This is a genomic window from Desulfofundulus sp. TPOSR, assembly GCF_011393055.1.
GTDB lineage: Bacteria > Bacillota > Desulfotomaculia > Desulfotomaculales > Desulfovirgulaceae > Desulfofundulus > Desulfofundulus kuznetsovii.
The window spans coordinates 350369-372024 of the sequence record NZ_JAAOEF010000001.1 but is presented as its reverse complement, the minus strand read 5'-3'; the positions used below and the strand labels follow the sequence as shown (position 1 = coordinate 372024).

20 protein-coding genes and 2 pseudogenes are annotated in these 21656 nt (G+C 51.3%); 21 read left to right on the top strand and 1 reads right to left on the bottom strand.

The window, feature by feature from the left end; all coding sequences use genetic code 11:
* Positions 1-11 precede the first annotated feature (11 nt).
* Complete coding sequence (locus G7K71_RS01925; protein ID WP_166343082.1) at positions 12-800, top strand: RNA-binding protein; 789 nt, start codon at positions 12-14, stop codon at positions 798-800.
* Positions 801-815: 15 nt separating this feature from the next.
* Complete coding sequence (locus G7K71_RS01920) at positions 816-1109, top strand: DUF167 domain-containing protein (RefSeq protein WP_013822287.1); 294 nt, start codon at positions 816-818, stop codon at positions 1107-1109.
* Positions 1110-1200: 91 nt separating this feature from the next.
* On the opposite strand, the gene G7K71_RS01915 is transcribed toward G7K71_RS01920, so the two are convergent.
* The gene (locus G7K71_RS01915) at positions 1201-2049 is read right to left on the bottom strand and encodes a flavodoxin family protein (RefSeq protein ID WP_166343080.1); all 849 of its coding nucleotides are present in this window, start codon (positions 2047-2049) and stop codon (positions 1201-1203) included.
* A gap of 219 nt (positions 2050-2268) precedes the next feature.
* Between G7K71_RS01915 and G7K71_RS01910 the strand changes: the two genes are divergently transcribed.
* From G7K71_RS01910 to G7K71_RS01815, 19 genes and pseudogenes are all read left to right on the top strand, one after another.
* Complete coding sequence (locus G7K71_RS01910; RefSeq protein WP_166343078.1) at positions 2269-4260, top strand: sigma-54-dependent Fis family transcriptional regulator; 1992 nt, start codon at positions 2269-2271, stop codon at positions 4258-4260.
* Positions 4261-4502: 242 nt separating this feature from the next.
* Positions 4503-5948, top strand: a complete 1446-nt coding sequence (locus G7K71_RS01905; protein ID WP_166343076.1) for a 4-hydroxyphenylacetate 3-hydroxylase family protein — start codon at positions 4503-4505, stop codon at positions 5946-5948.
* Between the two features lie 6 nt (positions 5949-5954).
* Positions 5955-6284 (top strand): hypothetical protein, encoded by a 330-nt coding sequence (locus G7K71_RS01900; protein WP_166343074.1) that lies wholly within the window; start codon positions 5955-5957, stop codon positions 6282-6284.
* 6 nt (positions 6285-6290) lie between these two features.
* Positions 6291-7217, top strand: a complete 927-nt coding sequence (locus tag G7K71_RS01895) for a CoA transferase subunit A (protein ID WP_166343072.1) — start codon at positions 6291-6293, stop codon at positions 7215-7217.
* 16 nt (positions 7218-7233) lie between these two features.
* Positions 7234-8100, top strand: a complete 867-nt coding sequence (locus G7K71_RS01890) for a CoA-transferase (RefSeq protein ID WP_166343062.1) — start codon at positions 7234-7236, stop codon at positions 8098-8100.
* Between the two features lie 135 nt (positions 8101-8235).
* Positions 8236-9000 carry an SDR family NAD(P)-dependent oxidoreductase gene (locus G7K71_RS01885; protein ID WP_166343060.1) on the top strand — a complete coding sequence of 255 codons (765 nt, stop codon included), beginning with the start codon at positions 8236-8238 and terminating at the stop codon, positions 8998-9000.
* Between the two features lie 59 nt (positions 9001-9059).
* A complete protein-coding gene (locus G7K71_RS01880; RefSeq protein WP_207712586.1) occupies positions 9060-10385 on the top strand; it encodes an MFS transporter in 1326 nt (441 codons plus the stop codon).
* A 131-nt stretch (positions 10386-10516) separates the two neighbouring features.
* A complete protein-coding gene (locus G7K71_RS01875; RefSeq protein ID WP_166343056.1) occupies positions 10517-11698 on the top strand; it encodes a thiolase family protein in 1182 nt (393 codons plus the stop codon).
* Between the two features lie 30 nt (positions 11699-11728).
* A complete protein-coding gene (locus G7K71_RS01870; protein WP_166343054.1) occupies positions 11729-12571 on the top strand; it encodes a 3-hydroxybutyryl-CoA dehydrogenase in 843 nt (280 codons plus the stop codon).
* A 63-nt stretch (positions 12572-12634) separates the two neighbouring features.
* On the top strand, positions 12635-13414 hold the full coding sequence (locus G7K71_RS01865) for an enoyl-CoA hydratase-related protein (protein WP_313884862.1): 780 nt from the start codon (positions 12635-12637) through the stop codon (positions 13412-13414).
* Positions 13415-13593: 179 nt separating this feature from the next.
* Positions 13594-13737: pseudogene (locus G7K71_RS01860) on the top strand (porphobilinogen synthase); the annotation flags it as partial.
* A 19-nt stretch (positions 13738-13756) separates the two neighbouring features.
* A complete protein-coding gene (locus tag G7K71_RS01855) occupies positions 13757-14191 on the top strand; it encodes a thioesterase family protein (protein ID WP_166343050.1) in 435 nt (144 codons plus the stop codon).
* 253 nt (positions 14192-14444) lie between these two features.
* Positions 14445-15389, top strand: coding sequence for a methyl-accepting chemotaxis protein (locus G7K71_RS01850; RefSeq protein ID WP_166343048.1), 945 nt, complete (start codon positions 14445-14447; stop codon positions 15387-15389).
* Between the two features lie 38 nt (positions 15390-15427).
* Positions 15428-16276: a carbon-nitrogen hydrolase family protein gene (locus G7K71_RS01845; RefSeq protein ID WP_207712584.1), complete on the top strand. Its 849-nt coding sequence runs from the start codon at positions 15428-15430 to the stop codon at positions 16274-16276.
* Between the two features lie 408 nt (positions 16277-16684).
* Positions 16685-16903, top strand: a complete 219-nt coding sequence (locus tag G7K71_RS01840) for a M20 family metallopeptidase (RefSeq protein ID WP_166343044.1) — start codon at positions 16685-16687, stop codon at positions 16901-16903.
* Between the two features lie 12 nt (positions 16904-16915).
* Complete coding sequence (locus G7K71_RS01835; protein WP_313884921.1) at positions 16916-17263, top strand: peptidase dimerization domain-containing protein; 348 nt, start codon at positions 16916-16918, stop codon at positions 17261-17263.
* A 507-nt stretch (positions 17264-17770) separates the two neighbouring features.
* A pseudogene (locus G7K71_RS20145) lies at positions 17771-18890 on the top strand (IS256 family transposase).
* 89 nt (positions 18891-18979) lie between these two features.
* On the top strand, positions 18980-19771 hold the full coding sequence (locus G7K71_RS01820; RefSeq protein ID WP_166343036.1) for an enoyl-CoA hydratase/isomerase family protein: 792 nt from the start codon (positions 18980-18982) through the stop codon (positions 19769-19771).
* Positions 19772-19858: 87 nt separating this feature from the next.
* Positions 19859-21553, top strand: a complete 1695-nt coding sequence (locus tag G7K71_RS01815; protein ID WP_166343034.1) for a sigma 54-interacting transcriptional regulator — start codon at positions 19859-19861, stop codon at positions 21551-21553.
* Positions 21554-21656: the final 103 nt, after the last annotated feature.

The window sequence follows — 21656 nt, the reverse complement described above, 5'->3', positions numbered from 1 at the left end:
AGGGGTGAGGAATGCTGGATAAGGAGTTTTTGCTATACCGTGCCAAAACCCAAGATGAAAAAGAAATGCTGTCCCGGGTTTATGACCTGGTGCAGCAAGTTTTGCGTGCCCGCCAGCCGCGAGTAACCGATTTCCTTGATCCTTATCATGCCGGTCTTGTGCTTATGGCATTAGAAAGGGTTCCCGATCTGGCGGCACGGAGTGATGGTGGTTACCCGGGCGCCGAGCGGGTGCGTATTCTTATTTATCCCGATTATCTGGATCCCCGGGAGGAGGATTGGCAACTGGCATTTTTATCTATCCAGGGTTCCTTTGAAGAGCAGGAGCCTAGCCACAGGGATTTTCTGGGGGCTTTGCTGGCCCTCGGTCTGCGCCGGGAGAAAATTGGGGACATCCTCCTGCATAACGACCAGGCCCAGGTGGTTGTGGCCGGTGAAATAGCTCCCTTCATTCAATCCCAGCTTGCCCGGGTGGGTCGCATTTCCGTGACCGTGCACCGGATTTCCAGGGAGCAACTCTGTTCTCCCCCCCGCCGGATTCGGGAAATCAAGGCCACCGTGCCTTCCCTGCGTCTGGACGTGGTGGCTGCTGCCGGTTTTGGTACTTCCCGCACCCGCATGGCCCGGGAAATTACTGCCCAGCGGGTTAGCCTGAACTGGCAGGTCTGCAGTGAGCTTTCTCATACGGTGCGGGAAGGGGACATTATTTCCGCCCGGGGACGCGGCCGGGTGCAGGTAACCCGAGTTACGGGAACCACTAAGAGCGGCCGGTTGGCGCTCATTTTACACCGGTATGTCTGATGGGGTGACGGGTTTATGATCTTCCTGCGGGAAGAAAAGGGAGCAGTAGTCTTTAAAGTGCGCGTTCAGCCCCGGGCGGCCAGAAATGAGTTGGCCGGGGTGTTTGAAGACGCCCTGAAGGTCCGTTTAACGGCTCCCCCCGTGGAAGGAGAAGCCAATGAAGCCTGCCGGGATTTTTTTGCCCGGCTGCTGGGAGTGCCCAGGGTACGGGTGGAAATCATAGCCGGGCACACCGGCCGTAACAAGCTCGTGCGGGTACAGGGTGTTACTGTCGAGCAGGTGCGCTCTTTGATGGCTGCCCAAAGATAGGCTTGGCTAATCGCGTCAACCAAAAGCTTTATTCTTTAAAAGAGTGGAAGAGGTAATGCACCGTGTTAAGCAGGCGCATCACCTCTTCCACTCACGTTTTATACCTGGCCAGCAGTTCCTTAATTAGCTCCCGCCGGGCCAAATAACGGTCGCGGCTGGGAACAATCCACTCATTGAGATGGTGGCGGCGATGTTCTGCCGTCCAGAAATGGCCATGGGGGCCCGGCGGGTCGGGTACGAAGCGCAGGCCGCTCTCATCTGGAACCAGCCGTCCTGTGGTATTACATACCACACAGGTAACCCTGTCCTGCTCACTGAGGCGAAAAGCTCGACCGTAGCAGTTGCCGCACTGCTGCTCTTCCGGAGGACGCGCCTCGATTTCTCCGGATAGGGCCCTGGCTACCCGCCGGCCCAGCTCGCGGGCCCGGGTAACGTTTTCGGATTCCAACAGGACCTCCCCCGGTCCGGGAGCATACGCTTCCAGGTAGTCGATGACCCGGTAGCCGTAGGCCAGTGGGAAAAGGTTTAGCAGTTCTACCCCCAGCGGGTTCCACTTTCTGTTGCCGGCTACACTGATGGTGGCGGCCACCCTGGAGCGACCGGCCAGATCTTCAAGGTGGGGGGAGAGGCTGAGGGCCCGATCTGTTACCAGCTTGACTATTCCTGCCGGGCCCAAAAGGTAGGTGGGTGCGGCAATGATTAACCCGTCGGCCTCCAGGATTTTCTCCAGTAAAACCCCCAGGTCGTCATTTTTGATGGCACAGGACCCCTTGTAGACACAGGCCAGGCAACCCCGGCAGGGTTCGAACCGCAGGTCCGGCAGGCGTAAAAAGGATACAGCCGCACCGGTTTTTTGAGCCTCGTCCAGCGCTTCGCGCAGGAGTACCTCGCTGTTGCCCAGGGGACGCCGGGAACAGCAGATACCAAGTATGGTGGCCATTGTTAGGCACCTCCGAAATATTGGTGGAATTGCTTTTAGGTCTATTAACCAATAGTTAACCTCCAGGTTAATGTACCATTTTTCGTAATTTGAATCAATATTTTACTAACATAAGTAAAGCGAAAATAAAAAGGTGATTCCAAATACGTTGTTGAATAATACTGAGTTGAATAATACTGATAAGTATCAATTGCCAAACTTTAGAGGGGGGCACCAGTCATGGCAGCGGTTCAGGAGGAATTGCGGGCTGCCTGGCATGCTTTTGTTGTTGGGAACGAAGATGGCTTACAAATGCTAAGGCCTATCGTGCGGGAGTCATGGGAACGCTGTCGGCGCGCCGGTGTTAACCCATATCAAAAGGTAGTTCCCAACGTACTGGATCCGGAAGCTCTGGCGATGCGCCGTGAAAAAAATAGGGAGTGGCTGGAGATTGCTCGCCCGGTAATGGAAACCTTATACAGGTTTGTTGCCGGGTCGGGCTTTGTGGTTGCAGTCGCTGACTGTGAGGGTTACTTGTTGGAAGTAATTGGAGATCCAGAAGTGGTTCAAGCTATTGCAAAAGGGAATTTTATACCAGGGGCCGATTGGAGCGAACTTAGCGCCGGTACAAATAGCGTTGGCACTGCACTTATTATGAATCAACCATTACAAATTTTCAGCTACGAACACTATTGCATCTGTTCCCACCGGTGGACCTGTTCTGCGGCGCCCATTCATGATCCGGACGGCAATCTGATTGGTGTATTGGATATGACCGGGTCTTTTGAAAAGGTCCATCCTCACACACTGGGAATGGTGGTGGCGGGTGCGGATGCCATTGAACGGCAAATGGCTATGAAAAGGGCCTGGCGGGAGCGAGACCTGGCCAACCGGGTTCGGGAGGCCCTGATGGAATCAATTTCAGAAGGAATCCTGGCCACGGATTGCAATCGAAGAGTCATCCATATGAATCAAGAGGCTGTTCGCCTTTTAGGTACAAAAAAAGAAAGGGCGGTAGGGGCGGACGTCCGGAAGGTCCTGGGTGGTGAGGGGGCGGACTGGGAAGCAATTGTAAGCGGGCAGAAATTTATCACCGACCGGGAACTGGATGTAACCACCCCTTTCGGAACCGTAAAGCTAACCGTGACTTCCCGGCCCATTCGTGGAAACGACGGGCAATGTGAGGGTATCGTTATGGTCCTGAATGAAATTACCCGCGCCCGGAAGTTGACTCAAAGAATGAGCGGGGCAGTGGCCAGGCTCACCTTTGACGATATGGTGGGTGAGGACCCCAAGTTTCGAGAATCCTTGCGTCTTGCCCGTGCGGCAGCGAGCAGTGACTCTACGGTATTGCTGCTGGGGGAGAGCGGCACCGGTAAAGATATCCTGGCTCAAGCCATTCATAACGCCAGTCAACGGGCGAAGGGCCCCTTTGTGGCCATTAACTGTGGAGCCATTCCCCGGGACCTGATCGGGAGCGAACTTTTTGGCTATACGGAAGGTGCCTTCACCGGCGCCAGGAAGGGAGGGAGTCCCGGTAAATTCGAACTGGCGGACGGGGGAACCATTTTTTTGGATGAAATTGGGGATATGCCTCTGGAATTGCAAACTACCCTTCTCAGGGTACTGGAGCAAAAGGCCATTACCCGTATTGGCGGTTCTACGGTATTGCCTGTCAATGTGCGCGTCATTGCAGCTACCAACCGGGATCTGGCCGCAGAGGTGGAGCGGGGAAACTTCCGGCGGGACCTGTATTACCGCTTGAACGTGGTTACCATCCGGCTGGTCCCTCTCAGGGAACGTCAGGGGGATATTGAACTCCTCCTGTGGTATTTCCTGGAGCGGTTGGGTAAGCAAATGGGAAAACATATCCTTTCGGTGGATGAGAGAGTTTGGCCCCTTGTTAAAGCCTATCCATGGCCCGGCAATGTCCGTGAGCTGCAAAATGTGGTGGAGAGGGCCCTGCACCTTGCCGGTGGTCCGACGTTGCGACCGGAACACCTGCCGGAGGAAATCCGCAGGGTCCAAAACAACCTGCAGGCACGAAAGGATCTTTTACCAGTACCGGACTACGAAAAGCAGGTAATTTTGAAATTGCTCGAGGAAAATAAGGGTAATCTCTCACGGGTGGCGAACCAATTGGGCATAGCCCGGACTACCCTGTACCGGAGGATGGCCAAATACGGGCTGCGTTACGATCGGGATCAATATAACCGGACAAATCAATGGTGAGCAGGTTTATGAGTTGCCCAGGACAGGAATGTATTGTAGCGAAACGCTACGCTGTAGCGATTCAAAACATTTATCCGGTTAAGCCAGGGTGTTAAGCAAAGGAGGCGTATGACCTGAACGCCTCTTTTGCTTTTGGTTTTCATGATTAATGAAGATAGATGTATCGAGTTGGGGGGCTGGCACAGGTCTTGCCTGACGAAAGAACAATAAGGTCTATCCCGAGAACAAATTAGGAGGAGATTATGGTTATGAAAACGGGTTCCGAGTACATCGAAAGCTTGCGCAGGCTCAAAACAAAGGTATACGCCTTCGGGGAGCAGGTAACGGACCTGGTCGATAACCCGTTATTCCGGCCCCACATTAACGCGGCAGCCGTAACTTATGACATGGCCCATGATCCCGTAACCGAAGACCTGGTGACGGTCACTTCTCACCTTACCGGTAAGCGTATTAACCGCTTCACCCACATCCACCAAAGTACGGAAGACCTTGTAAAAAAGGTAAAAATGCTGCGCATGATTGCCCGGCGTACGGGTACCTGTTTCCAGCGTTGTGTGGGGTTCGATGCCCTCAATGCTTTGTATTCCGTTACCTATGAAATGGATCAGAACCTGGGAACCAACTATCACGAACGTTTCAAAGAGTACCTTTTATACGTTCAGGATACGGACATTATGGTTGCTGGTTCCATGACCGATCCCAAGGGGGATCGCAGTCTCCGGCCCTCGCAGCAGGTGGATCCGGATCTCTATGTACACGTGGTGGAGAAGAACGAAAAAGGCATCGTTATCCGAGGTGCCAAAGCCCACCAGACAGGAATTGTGAACTCCCACGAAATGCTCATCATGCCCACCACGGCCATGACGGCCGAGGACGCCCGGTATGCCGTAGCCTGTGCTGTTCCGGTAGATGCTCCCGGTGTCATTCACATCTTTGGGCGGCAGACCAATGACTCCCGTAAGAACGGTCAGATTGACCAGGGAAATGCCCGTTATGGTATCGTGGGGGGTGAGGCACTGACCGTTCTAGAAAATGTCTTTGTTCCATGGGAGCGTGTGTTTATGTGTGGCGAGTGGCAGTTTGCCGGCTCCCTGGTGGAGCGCTTTGCCTCATACCACCGGCAGAATTATGGGGGCTGTAAAGGTGGTGTAAGTGACGTAATTATAGGGGCCACAGCACTTATCGCGGACTATAATGGCATTGCCAAAGCATCCCATGTGCGGGACAAGATCACGGAAATGATCCATCTAACGGAAACTCTTTATGCCGGTTCCATTGCCTGTTCCGCCGAAGGCAGGCCCACCCCTTCCGGCGCCTATTTTGTCGATCCATTGCTGGCTAACATCACCAAGCTAAACGTTACACGGTTTATCTATGAGATTTGTCGTCTCAGCCACGATATTGCAGGCGGATTCATTGCCACATTGCCCTCGGAGCAGGATCTTCGCTGTCCAGAAGTTGGCCCCTATGTAGAGAAATATTTCCGGGGTGTGGCTAGTGTTCCGACAGAGGACAGGATCCGGGTAGCCCGGCTGATTGAAAACATGACCGGCGGTACCGCCCTGGCCGAGAGTATGCACGGAGCCGGTTCTCCCCAGGCACAGCGTGTAATGATCATGCGTCAGGGGAACCTGGAGCAGAAGAAGAAACTGGCCAGGATCCTGGCCGGTATACCGGAAAAGGAATGATCCGCCTTGGCGACAGGTAAGCTGAAGGCGGGTGTAAAGTACTGCGGGCACTGTAACCCGCAAGAGGACGGCCCGGCTCTGGTTCGTAAATTACAGAGCCGGCTTGCGGAACTGAAGGTGGTTCCTTGGAATGACCAGACCTATGACGTCCTGCTGGTGGTAAGTGCTTGCCCGTCCGATTGTGCCACCCGGCCGCCCTTTAATGGCCCCCGCATAGAGATTGCCGCCGATGAAGTGCGGGAATGGCATGTACCAACCGGTCATCCAGCGGAAAATTTGCTGGAGGCTTGTCTGGATGAGGGGCTTAAAGTCTTCGGTACCAGGAAAGGGGGATAGTAGGGAATGGAATTTATGAACACTAAGAAGAAAACGGATAAACGCATGACCCTGAAAGAAGCCATCGCTACTTTCGTAGAAGATGGAGATACTATTGCCTTTGGCGGGATGGGTGGCATCCAGTGCGTAGCTCATGCCTACGAGATCATAAGACAGGGCAAGAGAAATCTTACCCTCATTGGAGACAGTCCCTGCGAGGCTGGAGACCTGCTGGTGGGGGCGGGAGTCTTAAAACGGATGGAAATTGCATGGTGCTCCTACGCCGTGGCAGGTTTGGCCTACAATTTCCGCCGGGCCGTGGAAAAGGGAATTCCACATCCAATAGAGGTGGAGGATTATTCTAATTTTACTATTGGCTTGAGGTTTTTGGCGGGGGCCATGAACGTACCCTTCTTGCCTACCAAATCCTTGCTGGGTTCAGATCTGCCGAAATACAATGCGCGAATTAAAACCATGGATGATCCCTACACGGGAGAAAAGGTGGCTCTGGTACCGGCAGCCAGACCGGATGTAGCCATTGTCCACGTCAGCCGGTCTGATAAAAGGGGTAACGCACAGATGTTTGGTTTCTCCTCTAATGCCGAGAATTTGGTAAGAGCGGCAAAAAAAGTCATTATCACCTGTGAAGAGATAGTTTCTACTGATGAAGTGCGCCGTCATCCCAATCTAACCATTGCGCCGGAGTATACCGTGGATGCTGTGGTAGAAGTGCCTTTCGCCTGTCATCCCTGGAACATGCCTTACTACTACGCTTATGATATTCCCTTTCATGTACAACAACTGGCAGCTTTCCGGACCCGCGAGGGCTTTGAAAAGTGGCTGGACGAATGGTGTTTTGGTGTGGATAGCTGGGAGGGGTATATGGAAAAGGTGGGCTGGGGCAGGCTGGACAAGCTAAGGCGCATTGAAAGAAGGTTCACCCGTATCGGGTGATAAGGGGGAAGAAGGTATGGCAGAGAGTCAAAATTTCGCTCGGGATTATAACTTGCCGGAACTGCTGGTGGCGGCAGCTGCCCGGGAGCTTCGGGACGGCGACGTGGTGTTTGTCGGTGTGGGGGTGCCTCTGTTAGGGGCCCTGGTGGCTAAGCTCACCCACGCACCGAATCTTATCATGGCCATGGAGTCAGGAAGCGTTGGTCCTATGCCTTACCGTATAGTGCTGGGTATTGGGGATAACGCATGTGTGGAAAATGCCATTTGCACCACCTCATTATGGCGGCTCTTTGCCGATCAGCAACGGGGTTACTTTGATGTGGGGATGGTCGGTGGTGCCCAGGTGGATAAGTATGGTAACTTGAATAGCACGGCCATTTTTGGCAGTGGGGATTACTACCATCCTGCCTCCAGGTTGCCGGGAAGCGGCGGAGCCAACGACATTGCGAGTTCAGCCCGCCGGACCGTCATCACCATCCCCCTGGAAAAGAGACGCTTCCTGGAGCGGGTCGATTACATCACCTCTCCGGGGTACCTGGACGGTTACAATTCTCGTAAAAAAGCAGGTCTGCCGGGTGGAGGTCCGGTAGCCATCATTACCAATAAATGTATCTTCCGGTTTGATCCAGAAACCAAAGAGGCCTATCTGGACAGCGTTCACCCCGGAGTGAGTGTGGAAGAGGTGCGGGCCAATGTTTCCTGGGATCTTAAGGTAGCTCCGGAAGTCAAAGTTACGCCTCCTCCCACTGAGGAACAGCTGCGCATCATTCGCATTATAGACCGGGCCGGTGTCTATACCAACAACGGCCTCAAAAACCTTACCTTCGAGAGCTACATTCAACTTCTGGAAGGTTCCCTGGAGGAACTGCAGCAGCTCTTTTAATTAGCCCGGCGGGCCTTCAGGGAGTACTTCTACTCGGGTGCCGGTTAAGTTTAATGTGCGGATGGGAAGTGCGTGTATGAATTGTGGGGAGATTCTTTTGTGCATCGGATTATACCTTGAGGGAGGAAGAGGAGCATGAAATTTCCCACGTTTGGTTTAAACGGTAGAGTGGCCCTGGTTACGGGATCCACCAAGGGTATTGGCTACGGTATTGCTCTGGCGCTGGCCGGGGCCGGAGCGGATCTGGTTATAGTCAGTCGGAATCAGGCCGATTGTGACCGTGTGGCCGATGAAATTCGTGGCATGGGCCGCCGGGCTATAGGTGTCGCCACCGATGTAACCCAAAATGATCAGGTGCAGAAACTGGTGGAAAGGACCGTGGCGGAATATGGCAGGATTGATATCCTGGTGAACAACGCCGGTACTGCCATTACGAAGAGGGCAGAAGACCTGACGGAAGCGGATTTTGAGCGGGTGGTGGCCCTTGACCAGCGGGCGGTCTTTTTTGTGGCCCAGGCCGTGGGCCGGCAGATGATCAAGCAGGGCGGCGGTCGAATCATCAACGTAGCCTCCATCCTTGGACTGGTGGGCGAACGCCGGGTGCTGCCCTATTGCGTGGCCAAGGGTGGTGTCATCCAGATGACCAGGGCATTGGCACTGGAATGGGCCAAATACAACATCAGTGTCAATGCCCTCTGTCCAGGTTATGTCCTCACCCCAATGAATGAGGCTGATCTAAAGAATGAAAAAATTTATAACCATCTTATCAAGAATATTCCGATGCGCCGCCTGGGACAGGTTGAAGACATGGTAGGAGCTGTAGTCTTCCTGGCCTCGGATGCCGCCAGTTATATGACTGGCCAGTGCCTGGTCATTGACGGGGGGTGGACGGCGCAGTAACAAAAAAGAGATTCAGAATGTTGTCATTATTCATCCAGCAACAAAGGAGGTTTAAGCCTGTGGAAACCGCAAAAAATGTTTTGGGTAAGGTATCCCGGTACCGGTGGATAGTACTTATTGTCATTTGGCTTGTCTATATTATTAACTACTTTGATCGTATTGCGGTACTGACGTTTCTGCCACTTATCCGGAGCGACCTGGGACTTACAGCTGCCCAGGCCGGTCTTGGTGCATCCCTGTTTTTCTTCGCCTATGCGATTGCTCAGTTTACCGGCGGGTGGCTTGCTGACCGCATTGGACCAAAAAAGGTGATGTATATTGCTATCACTACCTTTACAGCCGTTACCTTTGTCACGGGGTTCATTCGCAATTTCACCCACTTCATCCTTGTTCGATTAGGACTGGGTTTCTTCGAAGGTCACCATTTCTCTCCTTCTCATAAAGCCATTGCCAACTGGTTTCCTAAAGAGGAAAAGGGACGGGCAGCTGGATTCTTTTCCACCTCGTGGGCTGTAGGGCCTGCTGTCGTTCCGATTATCATCACATGGCTGGCTGCCGTTTACGGAAGCTGGCGACCGGTGTTCTTCTGGCTGGCCGTTCCGGGGATTATCGGTATCCTGTTGCTCTGGTACTTTGTGGCTGATAAGCCGGAAGAAATGGTCAGGCGGGGCCGGATGACCCAGGCGGAGGCCGACTATATTGAAGCTGGTGTGGTGTCGGAGTCCGCAAAGGGAAGTTCCAAAGGTGGGCTGACTGTTGTAGCCAGGGACGTGTACTTCTGGATGTACTGCATTGTCCTGTTCATGAACCTGGCCATTTACTGGGGCAGCACCACATGGATTTCCTCCTTCCTTTATGAACAGCATGGTTTTAGCCTGAAAACTATGGGTGCCCTGGTTTCCCTGCCCTATGCCGTAGCCTTTGTGGCCATGATTCTGGGCGGCTGGCTCACCGATAATGTATTTAAGAACAAGACCCGTCCTGTACTGCTAATCTCCTATCTTGTAAGCATTCCGGTTCTGTTGTACATTGGGATGATTCCTAAAGGAAACGTATCCATGATCGTGGCCATGCTGGCGCTGATGGGGTTTTTTGTAAATCTGAGCTTCGGGGCGGTTTACGCCTATCCGCAGATCCGTTATCCGCGAGAGGTTGTGGGCAGTGCGGTAGGAATTTCTAACGGGTTTGGCCAGTTCGGTTCCTTTGTGGCTCCGCTCATTGCCGGTTATCTGGTGGTGGAGAAGGCTGGCGGAGGGGCTTCTTACACTAACGTGTTTATCTTCTTTTCGGCCATGGCCGTGATTGCTGCCGTGCTTACCCTTTTCCTGAGTGAGAAACCGCTGACCGCTACCCTGCCGAAATCCGAATCCACAGTAAAGGCATAAGTAATATATGACGCATGGCGGGTGATGACGCTAAAAGTTATCACCCCGCCGTCATTTACCCGTTCCAGGTGTGAAGCCGGCAGGACAAGATTGCCTTAAAAGAAATTCTGTCAATGCAAGGAGGATAAGCAGTGGAAAGTGTCGTCATTGTAGGTGCGGCCCGGACCCCCATTGGTGATTTTCTGGGTAGCTTGAAAGATGTCTCAGCGGTAGATCTGGGGATAATCGCAGCCCGGGCGGCTATGGAGCGTGCCGGGGTTAGCCCCGAACAGGTGGAGGATGTAGTGGCCGGGATGGTGTACAAGGAAGGCGTGAAGGGCAACCCGGCCCGGCAGGTGCAGTTAAAGTGCGGGATCCCGGTGGAGGCCGCTGCGGTTACCGTGGAACAACAGTGTGCCTCCGGTATGCGTGCGGTGGAGGTTGCGGCCCAGCAGATTATGCTCGGGAAATCCAGCATTAGCCTGGCGGTGGGTATGGAAAGCATGTCCCAGGTGCCTTACCTGCTGATGGGGGCGCGTACGGGATACCGGATGGGACCCGGGCGAGTAGAGGATGCCCTGCTATACGATGCGCTGCATGATGCGTTCCACGGTTACCATATGGGGGTAACCGCGGAGAATCTGGCGGAAAGATACGGTATCACCCGCCAGGAACAGGACGAACTGGCCCTGTTAAGCCACCAGCGCGCCGTAGCCGCCATCCGGGAAGGAAAATTTAAAGAGGAAATCGTCCCCGTAGAGGTCAAGACCAGGAAGGGAACTGTGGTGATAGACACCGACGAACATCCCCGGCCAGACACTTCCTTGGATGCTCTTTCAAAACTCCGACCTGTATTCAAAGAGGGGGGAACCGTAACGGCCGGTAATGCCAGCGGGGTTAACGACGGTGCGGCGGCACTTATCCTGATGGCCGAATCAAAAGCCTGGGAGCTGGGCGTAAAGCCCCTGGCGAAAATTATTGCTACTGCTTCTTTTGGTGTGGCTCCCGAGATTATGGGTATCGGGCCGGCTTATGCCATCCCCAGGGCATTGAAGTATGCGGGACTGCAACTGGAAGACATCGACTATTTTGAGATCAACGAGGCCTTTGCCGCTCAATTCCTGGCCGTAAACCGGGAATTGAAGCTGGATATGGAGCGTGTAAATACCAACGGTTCCGGTATTGCCCTGGGTCATCCGGTGGGGTGTACCGGGGTCCGGATTATCGTCACCCTTCTGTCCGAACTACGCCGTCGGGGCGCACGCTACGGGGTGGCCTCCCTGTGCGTGGGTGGCGGCCCGGCCATGGCCACGGTCATCGAAATGCTTGCCTAAGGGAGAAAAAATGAGGGAGGAAAAACTACAATGGAGAAGGTATTGGTTTTGGGAGCCGGCACCATGGGGTCGGGTATAGCCCAGGTGGTGGCCCAGGCCGGGTTTCCCGTGGTGTTGTGCGATGTGGAGGATCGTTTTGTACAAAGGGGCCTGTCTCTAATTGAGAAAAACCTGGCCCGTCAGGTGGAAAAGGGGAAGATGACGGCCGCGGATAAAGAAGCTATTCTGGGGCGAATAAAAACTACCACCAATATGGCTGACGGGGCTGATGTTGATCTGGTTATAGAAGCGGTTATTGAAAACCTGGAATTAAAGACAAACGTGTTCCGGGAACTGGACCGTGCCATAAAGAAAGAGGCCATTCTGGCCAGCAACACCTCGGCTTTAAGTATTAGTGCCCTTGCCGCTGCTACTTCCCGGCCGGAAAAGGTAATCGGTATGCACTTCTTTAACCCGGCACCGGTCATGCAACTGGTGGAGGTTGTCAAGGGGTCCGCTACCAGCGAGGAAACCTTTGCCACCATCAAGGCTATGGTGGAAAAACTGGGCAAAACCGCCGTGGCCGTTAATGAGGCGCCCGGGTTCATTGTGAACCGCATGCTGGTACCCATGATCAATGAAGCCGCGTACATTCTTATGGAAGGTGTGGCCAGTGCCGAAGATATCGACACGGCCATGAAGTTGGGTGCCAACCACCCCATAGGTCCCCTGGCCCTGGCGGACATGATCGGTATCGATGTATGCCTGGCAGTGATGGAAACTCTGTACGCCGAATTCAGCGATGCCAAGTACCGTCCCTGTCCTCTACTGAGAAAGCTCGTCCGCGCCGGGTACCTGGGACGGAAGACCGGTAAGGGTTTTTACACGTATTAAACTCCGGGCAGTTTATGGGGAAGGTTACCCCTGCTTGTATGAAGACTTGTGAGGTGATAAATCGTGCCTGTCCACCTTGAATATGCAGGACGAACGGCAATTATCCGGTTAGATAACCCGCCAGTGAATGCCCTGAGCGCAGCGTTATTAAAAGAACTTAGGGAAGCAATTCAAAAGCTGCGGCAGCAAATAGAAGCAGGTGACGTCCGGGCGGTGGTCGTCACTGGTAATGGGCCGAAATCTTTCGTGGCCGGAGCGGACATCACCCGTTTTCTAGAACTTGATCCCGTCAGTGGTCGGGAGTTGGCCAGGGAGGGGCAGGTTATTTTCGAGGAACTGGCTTTCCTCCCCTGTCCGGTAATTGCGGCCGTTAACGGCTATGCCCTGGGCGGCGGGCTGGAGCTGGCTATGGCTTGTGATATCCGGATAGCGGCGGCCAATGCCCGTCTGGGACAGCCCGAAGTGAATTTGGGACTGATCCCCGGCTATGGTGGTACCCAGCGCCTGGCGCGCCTGGTGGGCCCGGGTAAAGCCAAGGAACTGATCTTTACCGGTGAAACGCTCTTAGCGGAAGAGGCGCTGCGTATCGGGCTGGTGGATCGGGTGGTACCTGAGGGAAGGGCCCTGGAAGAGGCTTTAAGGGTGGCAGCCGTCATTGACGGTAAAGCCCCGCTGGCTGTACGGGCGGCCAAGGAGGCCATCAACCGGGGTTTGGATTTGCCGCTGGACAAAGGGCTGGAAGCAGAGGCAGATCTCTTTGGCAGCCTTTGTGCAACGGAGGACCAGAAAGAAGGGGCCAGAGCTTTCCTGGAAAAGCGGTCACCTCAATTTAGAGGTGTATAAGGTTCAACTACTTTATAGAAGTAAAAAGGGATCTGCTTTCCAAATAGGGAGCGGATCCCTTTTAAAGGTAGGTGTCCGACGGTGATTACTGAGGCAGTTTTTCGAAACTTTCCACGGCAGTTCTGAAGAAATCGGGTACCGGTTATGCGGAGCGTGTTGCAGGATTATGGTTTACATAATTTCAAGATGTCGCTATCATGTCTTACACAGTTAAATACGCTTCGGCCTTCTACGGCCCCTTCCGAGAAACGGCTGATTCTGAACCCAAATTTGGAGACCGCCGCTCCTACCAAATGGCCCCCCCAAAGCGAGCGCGAGGCATTCCGGGAGGTACCAAAATCTATGCGTTCTGACTTTCGCTTTTTCCATCAACTTCGGGTTCGCTATTCCGAAGTTGACGCACAGGGGATTGTTTTTAACGCCCACTACTTGACTTATTTGGACGTGGCTATTACGGAATATTTTCGCTACCTTGGTTTTGATTACAAGCAACTGGCCCAGGAAGGTAAAATGGATATGGCCTTGGTAAAAACATGCCTCGAATTCAAGGCACCTGCCTTTTTTGATGAAGTTCTGGAAATAGGGGTTCGTGTTTCTAATATTGGGAATAAAAGTTATACTGTGGACTTTGAGATCTATAAGAAAGATTCAGGTGTTTTAGTGCTTAAAGGACAAACAGTTTATGTAAACTATAATCCCACAGCACGAACTGCAGAACCGGTGCCTGATTTCTTCCGTGCTGCAGTAGAAAAGTTTGATGGCTTAACAACAAAATAGTCTTGACTTTCTTCCAGTCTGTTTCATTTTTCCAACTAGCGTTATACAAAGAAGAATGGTACTATCCGCCGCGGGAAGAGATCTTTACCAGGGGTAAACGGATAAACCCATCAAAAGATGAGAATGCAGAGCTTCGGGCATAAAGCGGTGCTGTATACAGCATACCCCTATGGGGTTGCCGGGATAGTTTACAAAGGTTAACCATCTCCGGCGGCCGTGCTTTTATTTTTTCTGAGGGAGGGTGCTTCCATTTATGTTTTTCTCATTTTTCTATAAACAGGCACCTAAAACACAAGAAGCAGAACCTTTAATAGAAGAGAATTTTTCACATGTTTCCGTTGAAGAGAAAAATGAAGGCTCGCTATCATTACCATCGCGTGACCTCCTTTCCTATGCGCTGGAGCTGGCACCCTTTATCAAGGGGCTTTTGGGCGAGGAAGTTGGGTTATATGTTTCGAACCTGGAACGGTGCATATACTGTAACCACGGTAGCGTTCGCCTTCCTTTAAAGGCGGGAGATGCCTTTGGAGAGGGGAGTGCAACAGCTCTGGCTTTGAAAAAAAAGCAAAGGATTGTCATGCGTGTGGGAAAAGAAGTTTACGGTATTCCGTATATTGGCATAGCATATCCTATAACTGACCCCGCTACGGGTAAAGTAGTTGGTGCGCTAGCCATAACCTCTCCCATTGACCGCCAGGAAGATCTGATGGCAGCGGCGGAGAAGATGGAAGACCAGGTTAACACTATTGCAACGGCTATAACTAATCTTTCCGCTACTACAGAGGAGTTGGCGGCCACTACGGAAAACTTGAATAGTACCGCTCAAGCTCTCAAGGATGAAGTCAGAAAAACAGATAGCATAGTGAACCTAATACGGGATATTGCCGAGGAGACTCACATGCTGGGTTTAAACGCGGCTATTGAAGCAGCTCGGGTAGGTGATGCAGGACGTGGCTTTAATGTAGTAGCAGGGGAAATACGTAACCTTTCTCAAAATACACAGCGTTCGGCAAAAGAAGTTATGCAAGCACTGCAGGAAATACAACGCTCTATTCTGGATTTGACGCACGCGATTGAACAAATATCGGCGGCGGCTCAACAGCAGGCTGCCTCAACTCAAGAGATAAGTGCTGCAGTTGATGAACTGAGCAATTTGGCAGTAGTTTTAAAAAAGCAGGCTAATGAACTGGTTCGTTAAGGCGAATACTTTAATAGGTAAAGAGGGGGATGAGAAGTTTGAGCGCCAATCCGGTAACGGTAGCAGCGGTACAAATGAAATGTTTCCCGGCAAATAAAGAAAAGAACCTCCAAAAAGCATTAACTTTGATTGATGATGCCCGGAGCAAGGGGGCAGAGCTTATTGTTTTGCCTGAGCTTTTTTTGACAGGTTACAGGGTTGAAGAAGAAGATCTTGCTCTGGCCGAGACCATACCGGGGTACGCTGTAGAACAATTGGGAAAGTATGCTCGGGAAAAGAAGGTTTTCTTGGCTGGTACCATTATGGAAGTGGGTGTAAAGAGGGGAGTAGTTTATAATACGGCTTTTTTAATTGGCCCCGATGGGCTAATCGGCACTTATCGCAAAGTTCACCTCTGGGATAGGGAGCAACTGCGGTGGGCCTGTGGCGAGGAATACCCAGTTTTTCCTACTCCCTTTGGTAGGGTCGGAATACAGATATGTTATGAGGTAGGGTTCCCCGAAAGCGCTCGCATCCTTACTTTAAAGGGGGCAGATATGCTCCTTTATCCGTCGGCTTTTGGATTGCCCAGGTTGTATGCGTGGGATCTTGCTACCCGTTCCAGAGCGCTGGAAAACGGGGTGTTTTTAATTGCCGCCAATAGATCCGGTCAGGAAAAGGATACCCAGTTTGCCGGTCACTCTCGGATAGTGAACCCACAGGGTAAGATTTTAATGGAGGCTAAAAACGATGATGAGGCAATTGTTGCCACCGTGGATTTGGCTGAGATAGCAGAGCAACGTAGAAGAATCCCTTATCTCAGAGATCTGAAAAGGTTCCTCGTCTTGAGGGAATTGTCAAAGGCATGCTTTAGTGACATGTTAAATCTGAAAAGTATGGAAGTATAAAAATGTTTTCGCACATTTCGGCAAGTGAATACATGGACCAGGGAAAAATACTCGATGCTCTGATAAAATCTTTACAAAATAAATACCGCAAACCCTCCCGGAGATGAAGAACCCTTAGCCCTGTACCTAGCCGAACAGATGAGGAGGATGGGTATAGAAATTATGGTCGAGCCCCTAGAAAAAATCGTGCCAATGTAGTAGGAGTACTGAAGGGGCGAGGGGATAAACCGGCACTTTTATATAACGGCCATCTGGATACTGTTCCTACGGGGGACGTGGGATGGGAATATGATCCACTGTCTGGTCAAATTATTGGGATAAAGTTTACGGGCGGGGAGCCGCTGATATGAAGGGCAGCTTAGTGGCTATGATCATGGCTGCCGATATACTATACTCAAAGCAGCAGGGGTGGAACTGGCTAGAGATCTCATTGTGGCCGGCACCGCTGGCGAGGAGGTGGATAGCGTGGGCGCCAAGCGTCTCCTGCAGGGCGGTGTTTTGAATAAAGTAGGAGCAGTAGTTATTGGTGAACCTAGCAATAACAATTTTTATGTCGCAGAGAAGGGGGCCTTATGGTTAAAGATAACTACCTACGGCAAAACCGCCCATGGCTCTATGCCCGGGTAAGGGAAAAACGCCATCCTGATGATGAGCACTTTGATTAACGAACTACAACGATATAATTTCAGATTTATGGAGCATCCCTTATTGGGTAAACCATCGTTAAATATAGGGACAATCTCCGGCGGTATAAAAACCAATGTTGTTCCCGATAAGTATGTGCTGACGGTGGATATACGTACTGTACCGGGAATGGCTCATCAGGAAATACTGAGGGACATACAGGACATATTGGAAAAACAAGGTCTTGAAGCTGAAGTAGAAATTATAAATGATAGGCCTTCCGTTGATACCCCTATGAACCATGAACTTGTAAAGATGGGAAAAAAGTTGCCAGTCAGACCTTGGGGAGGGAAGTTGCAATAGAGGGGGTTAGCTACTATACTGATGCGGCAGTCTTAATTCCACCCACAAAACTACTCTTCTTCATATTCGGGCCGGGAGAGGCCACGCTGGCACATCAGCCAAATGAGTATAAGAAATTTCAAAGCTCCTGGAGGCAATAGGTTTTTATTGTAATTTTGCTGTTGAATACCTCAGATAAGAAGTTTTTTCCTATAGAATATGGTCTTGGCAAGAGAAAATTTCACAATTCGGCATTTAAAAAGGGTGTTGTCCCAAAAATCGTGGAAAATGAGAGTGGTGGCCTCTCAATCCCATGTGGTATAACAGGAGTGTAATAAACCCAAGAAAAGAGGCGGCCGCCACTGAAGAAAGTATACCACAAGAAGGCGACCGAAGGCCATACCTGCGAAGGAATTACGACAAGGGTTACCGGAAAAGGTAGAGGTATCCCTGCAGGAGATCATGGGCGCGGCGAAGGAAGGGCTACTTGCCCTGTCCGTAGCCCTAGGACTGAAGGTCTTGCGTTCCATGATGGAGGCGGAAGTGACGGAAATGGCCGGGCCTAAGGGTGAGCATCTTCCGGATCGCCAGGTGTACAGCCACGGTACGGAAAAAGGGAGCGTGGTGCTTGGCGGGCGAAAAGTAGCGGTACGGCGGCCCAGGGTGTACAGCAAAGAGGGCCGGGAGATCAAACTCAAGACCTATGAGGTCTTCCAGGACGAAAGTCTTTTCACCGAAGCCTGTTTTGAGCGGATGCTGTTTGGGCTGTCGTGTCGGCGGTACCGCTTTGAGCTTGAGCTGGTGGGCAGCGAGGTTGAGGAAGAGGTCACCACAAAAAGTAGTATCAGCGGTTTGCCGCTGCCACATGCAAAACCCTGGAGGAACTATTAACCAGGCCCCTCAAAGGGAACGCTACCTGGTTCTGATGATCGACGGCATAGTCATGGCGAGCACACGGTTGTGGTAGCCTTGGGAATTACGGCGGGAGGCGAAAATGCATTTTGGGTCTATGGGAAGGGGCTACAGAGAACGCTGCAGTCTGTCGCTCCCTCCTTGAGGACCTGATAGAGCGAGGGCTTGAGGTCACAGAAGGGATACTGATGGTAATCGATGGTTTAAAGGCACTGAGAGCAGCGGTAAGAGATGTATTAGGCCCGCCAGCGGTTGTGCAACGTTGCCAGGTACACAAGAAGCGGAACATGTTGGAGCACCTGCCGGAAAGGGAACGGAGGTTTTTAGTAAGCCGAGAACCCGACCAAGCCTGACGGGAATTAGACTACGAAAGCTCTCAAGGCGTTGCGAAAATTGGCTGATGACGTAAGGACTGGCACCCCGGGGCGGCCGCCAGCCTGCGGGAGGGGCCTGAAGAAACGCTCACCGTGACCCGTTTAGGCTGCCTGGGACATTACGGAAGACACTGCAGTCAACCAACCCCATTGAAAGCGCCTTTGACAAGGTCAGGGTGGCCGCCCGCAACGTGATACGCTGGCGCAACGGACAGCAGGTTTTACGGTGGACAGCGGCCGGGTTGCTTGAGGCGGAAAAGGGATTCAGGCGTACTCAAGGGTTCCGCTTGCTGCCCATGCTGGCCGCGATTCTACAGCAAAAGGCAGCTCCAATATTATCCAATACGGTGAAAGCGGCTTAAAAACGAAGAAAAGGGTCGTCGGCGAAATTCCACGACACGTGGGACATCGCCGAAAGGTTTATTTAATTTTAAAAACAGGGGGGGTTCATTTGTCCAATAACAATAAACAGAACGTAATTATTGATTATGAGGAGCCCCATATAGCAACTCTTACTATAAACCATCATCCTGTTAACGCTCTTACCGAAGAAGTGCTTTTAGCCCTCGATCAAGCTTTTAGCGAACTGGAACAAAAGAAAGAAATTCGTGCCGTTATTCTTACTGCCCAGGGCTCACGGGCTTTTGTTGCCGGCGCTGATCTAAATGTACTTTCTCGTAAGAATCCGAGGGAGATACGCTCGTTTTTAAGGGCTATTCATGACACTTTTAATCGAATAGAAACGTTTCCAGTGCCGGTAATATGTGCTATTAATAGCCACGCCGTCGGCAATGGTTGCGAGTTAGCTATGGTTTGTGATATCCGTATCGCTAGTGAAGAGGCTACCTTTCTTTTTCCCGAATGTAAATTGGGAGTGGTATCCGCGGGAGGGGCTACACAGCGCTTGCAACGCCTAATTCCACAGGGTCGCGCGCTCTATTACCTTCTTACTAGTGCCAAAATGACGGCGCAAGAGGCCTTTGAGCTGGGGTTCGTCGATTTCATTGTGCCCGCTCAGGAAGTCCTTCCTTTGGCCCGGTCAATAGCCTGTTCAATAGCTGCAAATGCACCGCTAACAGTCTCTGCCATCAAAAAACTAGTTAAACAAGGTCTGTGTTTGCCTTTGCACGAAGCTCTAGCAAAAGAACTCGAGCATAGTATTGGAAGCTTCCAGACCGAGGATTTATTTGAAGGCATTACCGCATATCTTGAAAAGCGGGTACCAGCATTTAAGGGTCGTTAGGCTTGCCTTTTTGAATTATATCCACCTGTTTAACGAAAAGCTGAGTTGGCTTTTAAAGAGTCTGCTAAAATAAAGGGGGGGGGTTAATTGTTTCCAGTAAAAAATTTTATAAATCATGCGCACTGCCCGTACGTTACGGAGGAACAAAGTTTACGACAAGCTCTTTGTCTCATGTCAAAGTACCGTCTTCCAGAAATTCCTGTCGTTAACAACGAGCGCGAAATTGTTGCCACCCTTGATTTATTCAATGTTGCCAACTACCTGCTTCAATTTGTCAGTGGGGATGCCTCTATTCCTCAATCCTGTTTTCAGAATTCTGTGAACACCATCGAAAAGCATGAAATAATACATAATGCTGCATATTTTCCCGTAGATCGTATAGTCGTAACCTCAAGCGGCAAGCTTGGTGGTATGCTCACGCGGGCAAATGTTATTAGTGCACTTATGCGTGAAATTGAAGTTCTCCGTTTTGCCCTAGACCAGCTCAATGCTGGTGCTGCGGTGTTTTCAGCGCAGGGTGACTTACTTTATGCCAACCTCTTTTTCCAACAAGCTATGGGTTTTGGCGACTCAGGTTCTGTGACCATATCTCTTAAAAACGTTACTTCTACTATTCCTGCGTCTAGCAGTTGCGAGAAGATACCCGTAAGGCGTCAATACAGAAACAATGGCTCTAGTTTTATCCTGGAATACTATCCTATTAATTTGAGCACGCGACATTTAGGAACATTGGTAATTCTTTTGCCAGATTACCAGTCCGAACTTGCTAATCATATTATAGAACATCCTGAGCAGGAAAACAGGGTTCGGGAAATATTTCCCGACATTATAATTGTAGATTCTAACATGAAACATGTGTTGGATTTAGCCCTTAAGGCCGCTCAAACCACTTCGAGCGTCTTAATTACGGGGGAGACAGGGGTAGGAAAAGAAATCGTGGCTGAAATAATTCACCGTATGGGACCACGTGCCCATAAGCCACTGATTAAGGTAAACTGTGCGGCTATTCCGGAAACTTTATTGGAGTCGGAATTGTTTGGATATGAGAGAGGCGCTTTTACCGGGGCGGCGAAAGAAGGGAAAATTGGTCTAATTGAAGCAGCCAACGGGGGGACGCTCTTTTTAGACGAGATAACCGAACTGCCTCTGCAATTGCAGACAAAGCTATTGCGCTTTCTCCAGAGCAAGGAATTTTATAAGCTTGGCGGCACCAAAGCAAACTACGTTGATGTACGGGTAATTGCTGCTTCAAATCGCAACCTCAAACACTTAATTGATGAGGGTACATTTCGCCAGGATCTTTATTACCGCTTATGTGTTATTCCCATTAACATCCCGCCGCTTCGAGAACGCCCTAAAGACATTGTACCCCTGGTACTTCATTTCCTCCAACAATATTGCCGTTTGTATAACAAGGAAAAACAATTCAGCCCCGCTGCTCTGTTGGCCCTCCAGCGATATGGCTGGCCCGGTAACGTCCGCGAACTGCAACATCTCGTCGAGCAACTCGTCATCTTGGTTGGATCCAACGTCATAGATGTCAATCATCTCCCAGCGCAAATGCAGTTGTCACAAGAACAAGAAACAAAGGAAAAAGTAAAGGTAATAGTTAACGAACTTATCCCATTAAAGGAAGCATACGAAATTCTTGAACGAGAGCTTTTGCGGGAAGCTTTAAGAACCTGTAAATCGGCCCGTCAAATTGCCAAAAAGCTGGGAGTAGATCATACCACAGTTTTGCGGAAGATTAACCGCCAAAAGGCTATTAATGTTCATGGATAAGCAACCGGTGAGCCGATGCCGTCCGGCGTTAGAATGAGGCACCTTGTAAAAGGTCCCGCTTGCCATTCATTTCAATAGACAGGTGTACCACGGCACGCAAGGA

What these genes read in the sequence shown, in the direction of transcription:
- G7K71_RS01925 (WP_166343082.1), top strand. Translation starts at nt 12, where the DNA reads ATGCTGGATAAGGAGTTTTTGCTATACCGTGCCAAAACCCAAGATGAA.
- G7K71_RS01920 (WP_013822287.1), top strand. Translation starts at nt 816, where the DNA reads ATGATCTTCCTGCGGGAAGAAAAGGGAGCAGTAGTCTTTAAAGTGCGC.
- G7K71_RS01915 (WP_166343080.1), bottom strand. Translation starts at nt 2,049, where the DNA reads ATGGCCACCATACTTGGTATCTGCTGTTCCCGGCGTCCCCTGGGCAAC.
- G7K71_RS01910 (WP_166343078.1), top strand. Translation starts at nt 2,269, where the DNA reads ATGGCAGCGGTTCAGGAGGAATTGCGGGCTGCCTGGCATGCTTTTGTT.
- G7K71_RS01905 (WP_166343076.1), top strand. Translation starts at nt 4,503, where the DNA reads ATGGTTATGAAAACGGGTTCCGAGTACATCGAAAGCTTGCGCAGGCTC.
- G7K71_RS01895 (WP_166343072.1), top strand. Translation starts at nt 6,291, where the DNA reads ATGGAATTTATGAACACTAAGAAGAAAACGGATAAACGCATGACCCTG.
- G7K71_RS01890 (WP_166343062.1), top strand. Translation starts at nt 7,234, where the DNA reads ATGGCAGAGAGTCAAAATTTCGCTCGGGATTATAACTTGCCGGAACTG.
- G7K71_RS01885 (WP_166343060.1), top strand. Translation starts at nt 8,236, where the DNA reads ATGAAATTTCCCACGTTTGGTTTAAACGGTAGAGTGGCCCTGGTTACG.
- G7K71_RS01870 (WP_166343054.1), top strand. Translation starts at nt 11,729, where the DNA reads ATGGAGAAGGTATTGGTTTTGGGAGCCGGCACCATGGGGTCGGGTATA.
- G7K71_RS01855 (WP_166343050.1), top strand. Translation starts at nt 13,757, where the DNA reads ATGCGTTCTGACTTTCGCTTTTTCCATCAACTTCGGGTTCGCTATTCC.
- G7K71_RS01850 (WP_166343048.1), top strand. Translation starts at nt 14,445, where the DNA reads ATGTTTTTCTCATTTTTCTATAAACAGGCACCTAAAACACAAGAAGCA.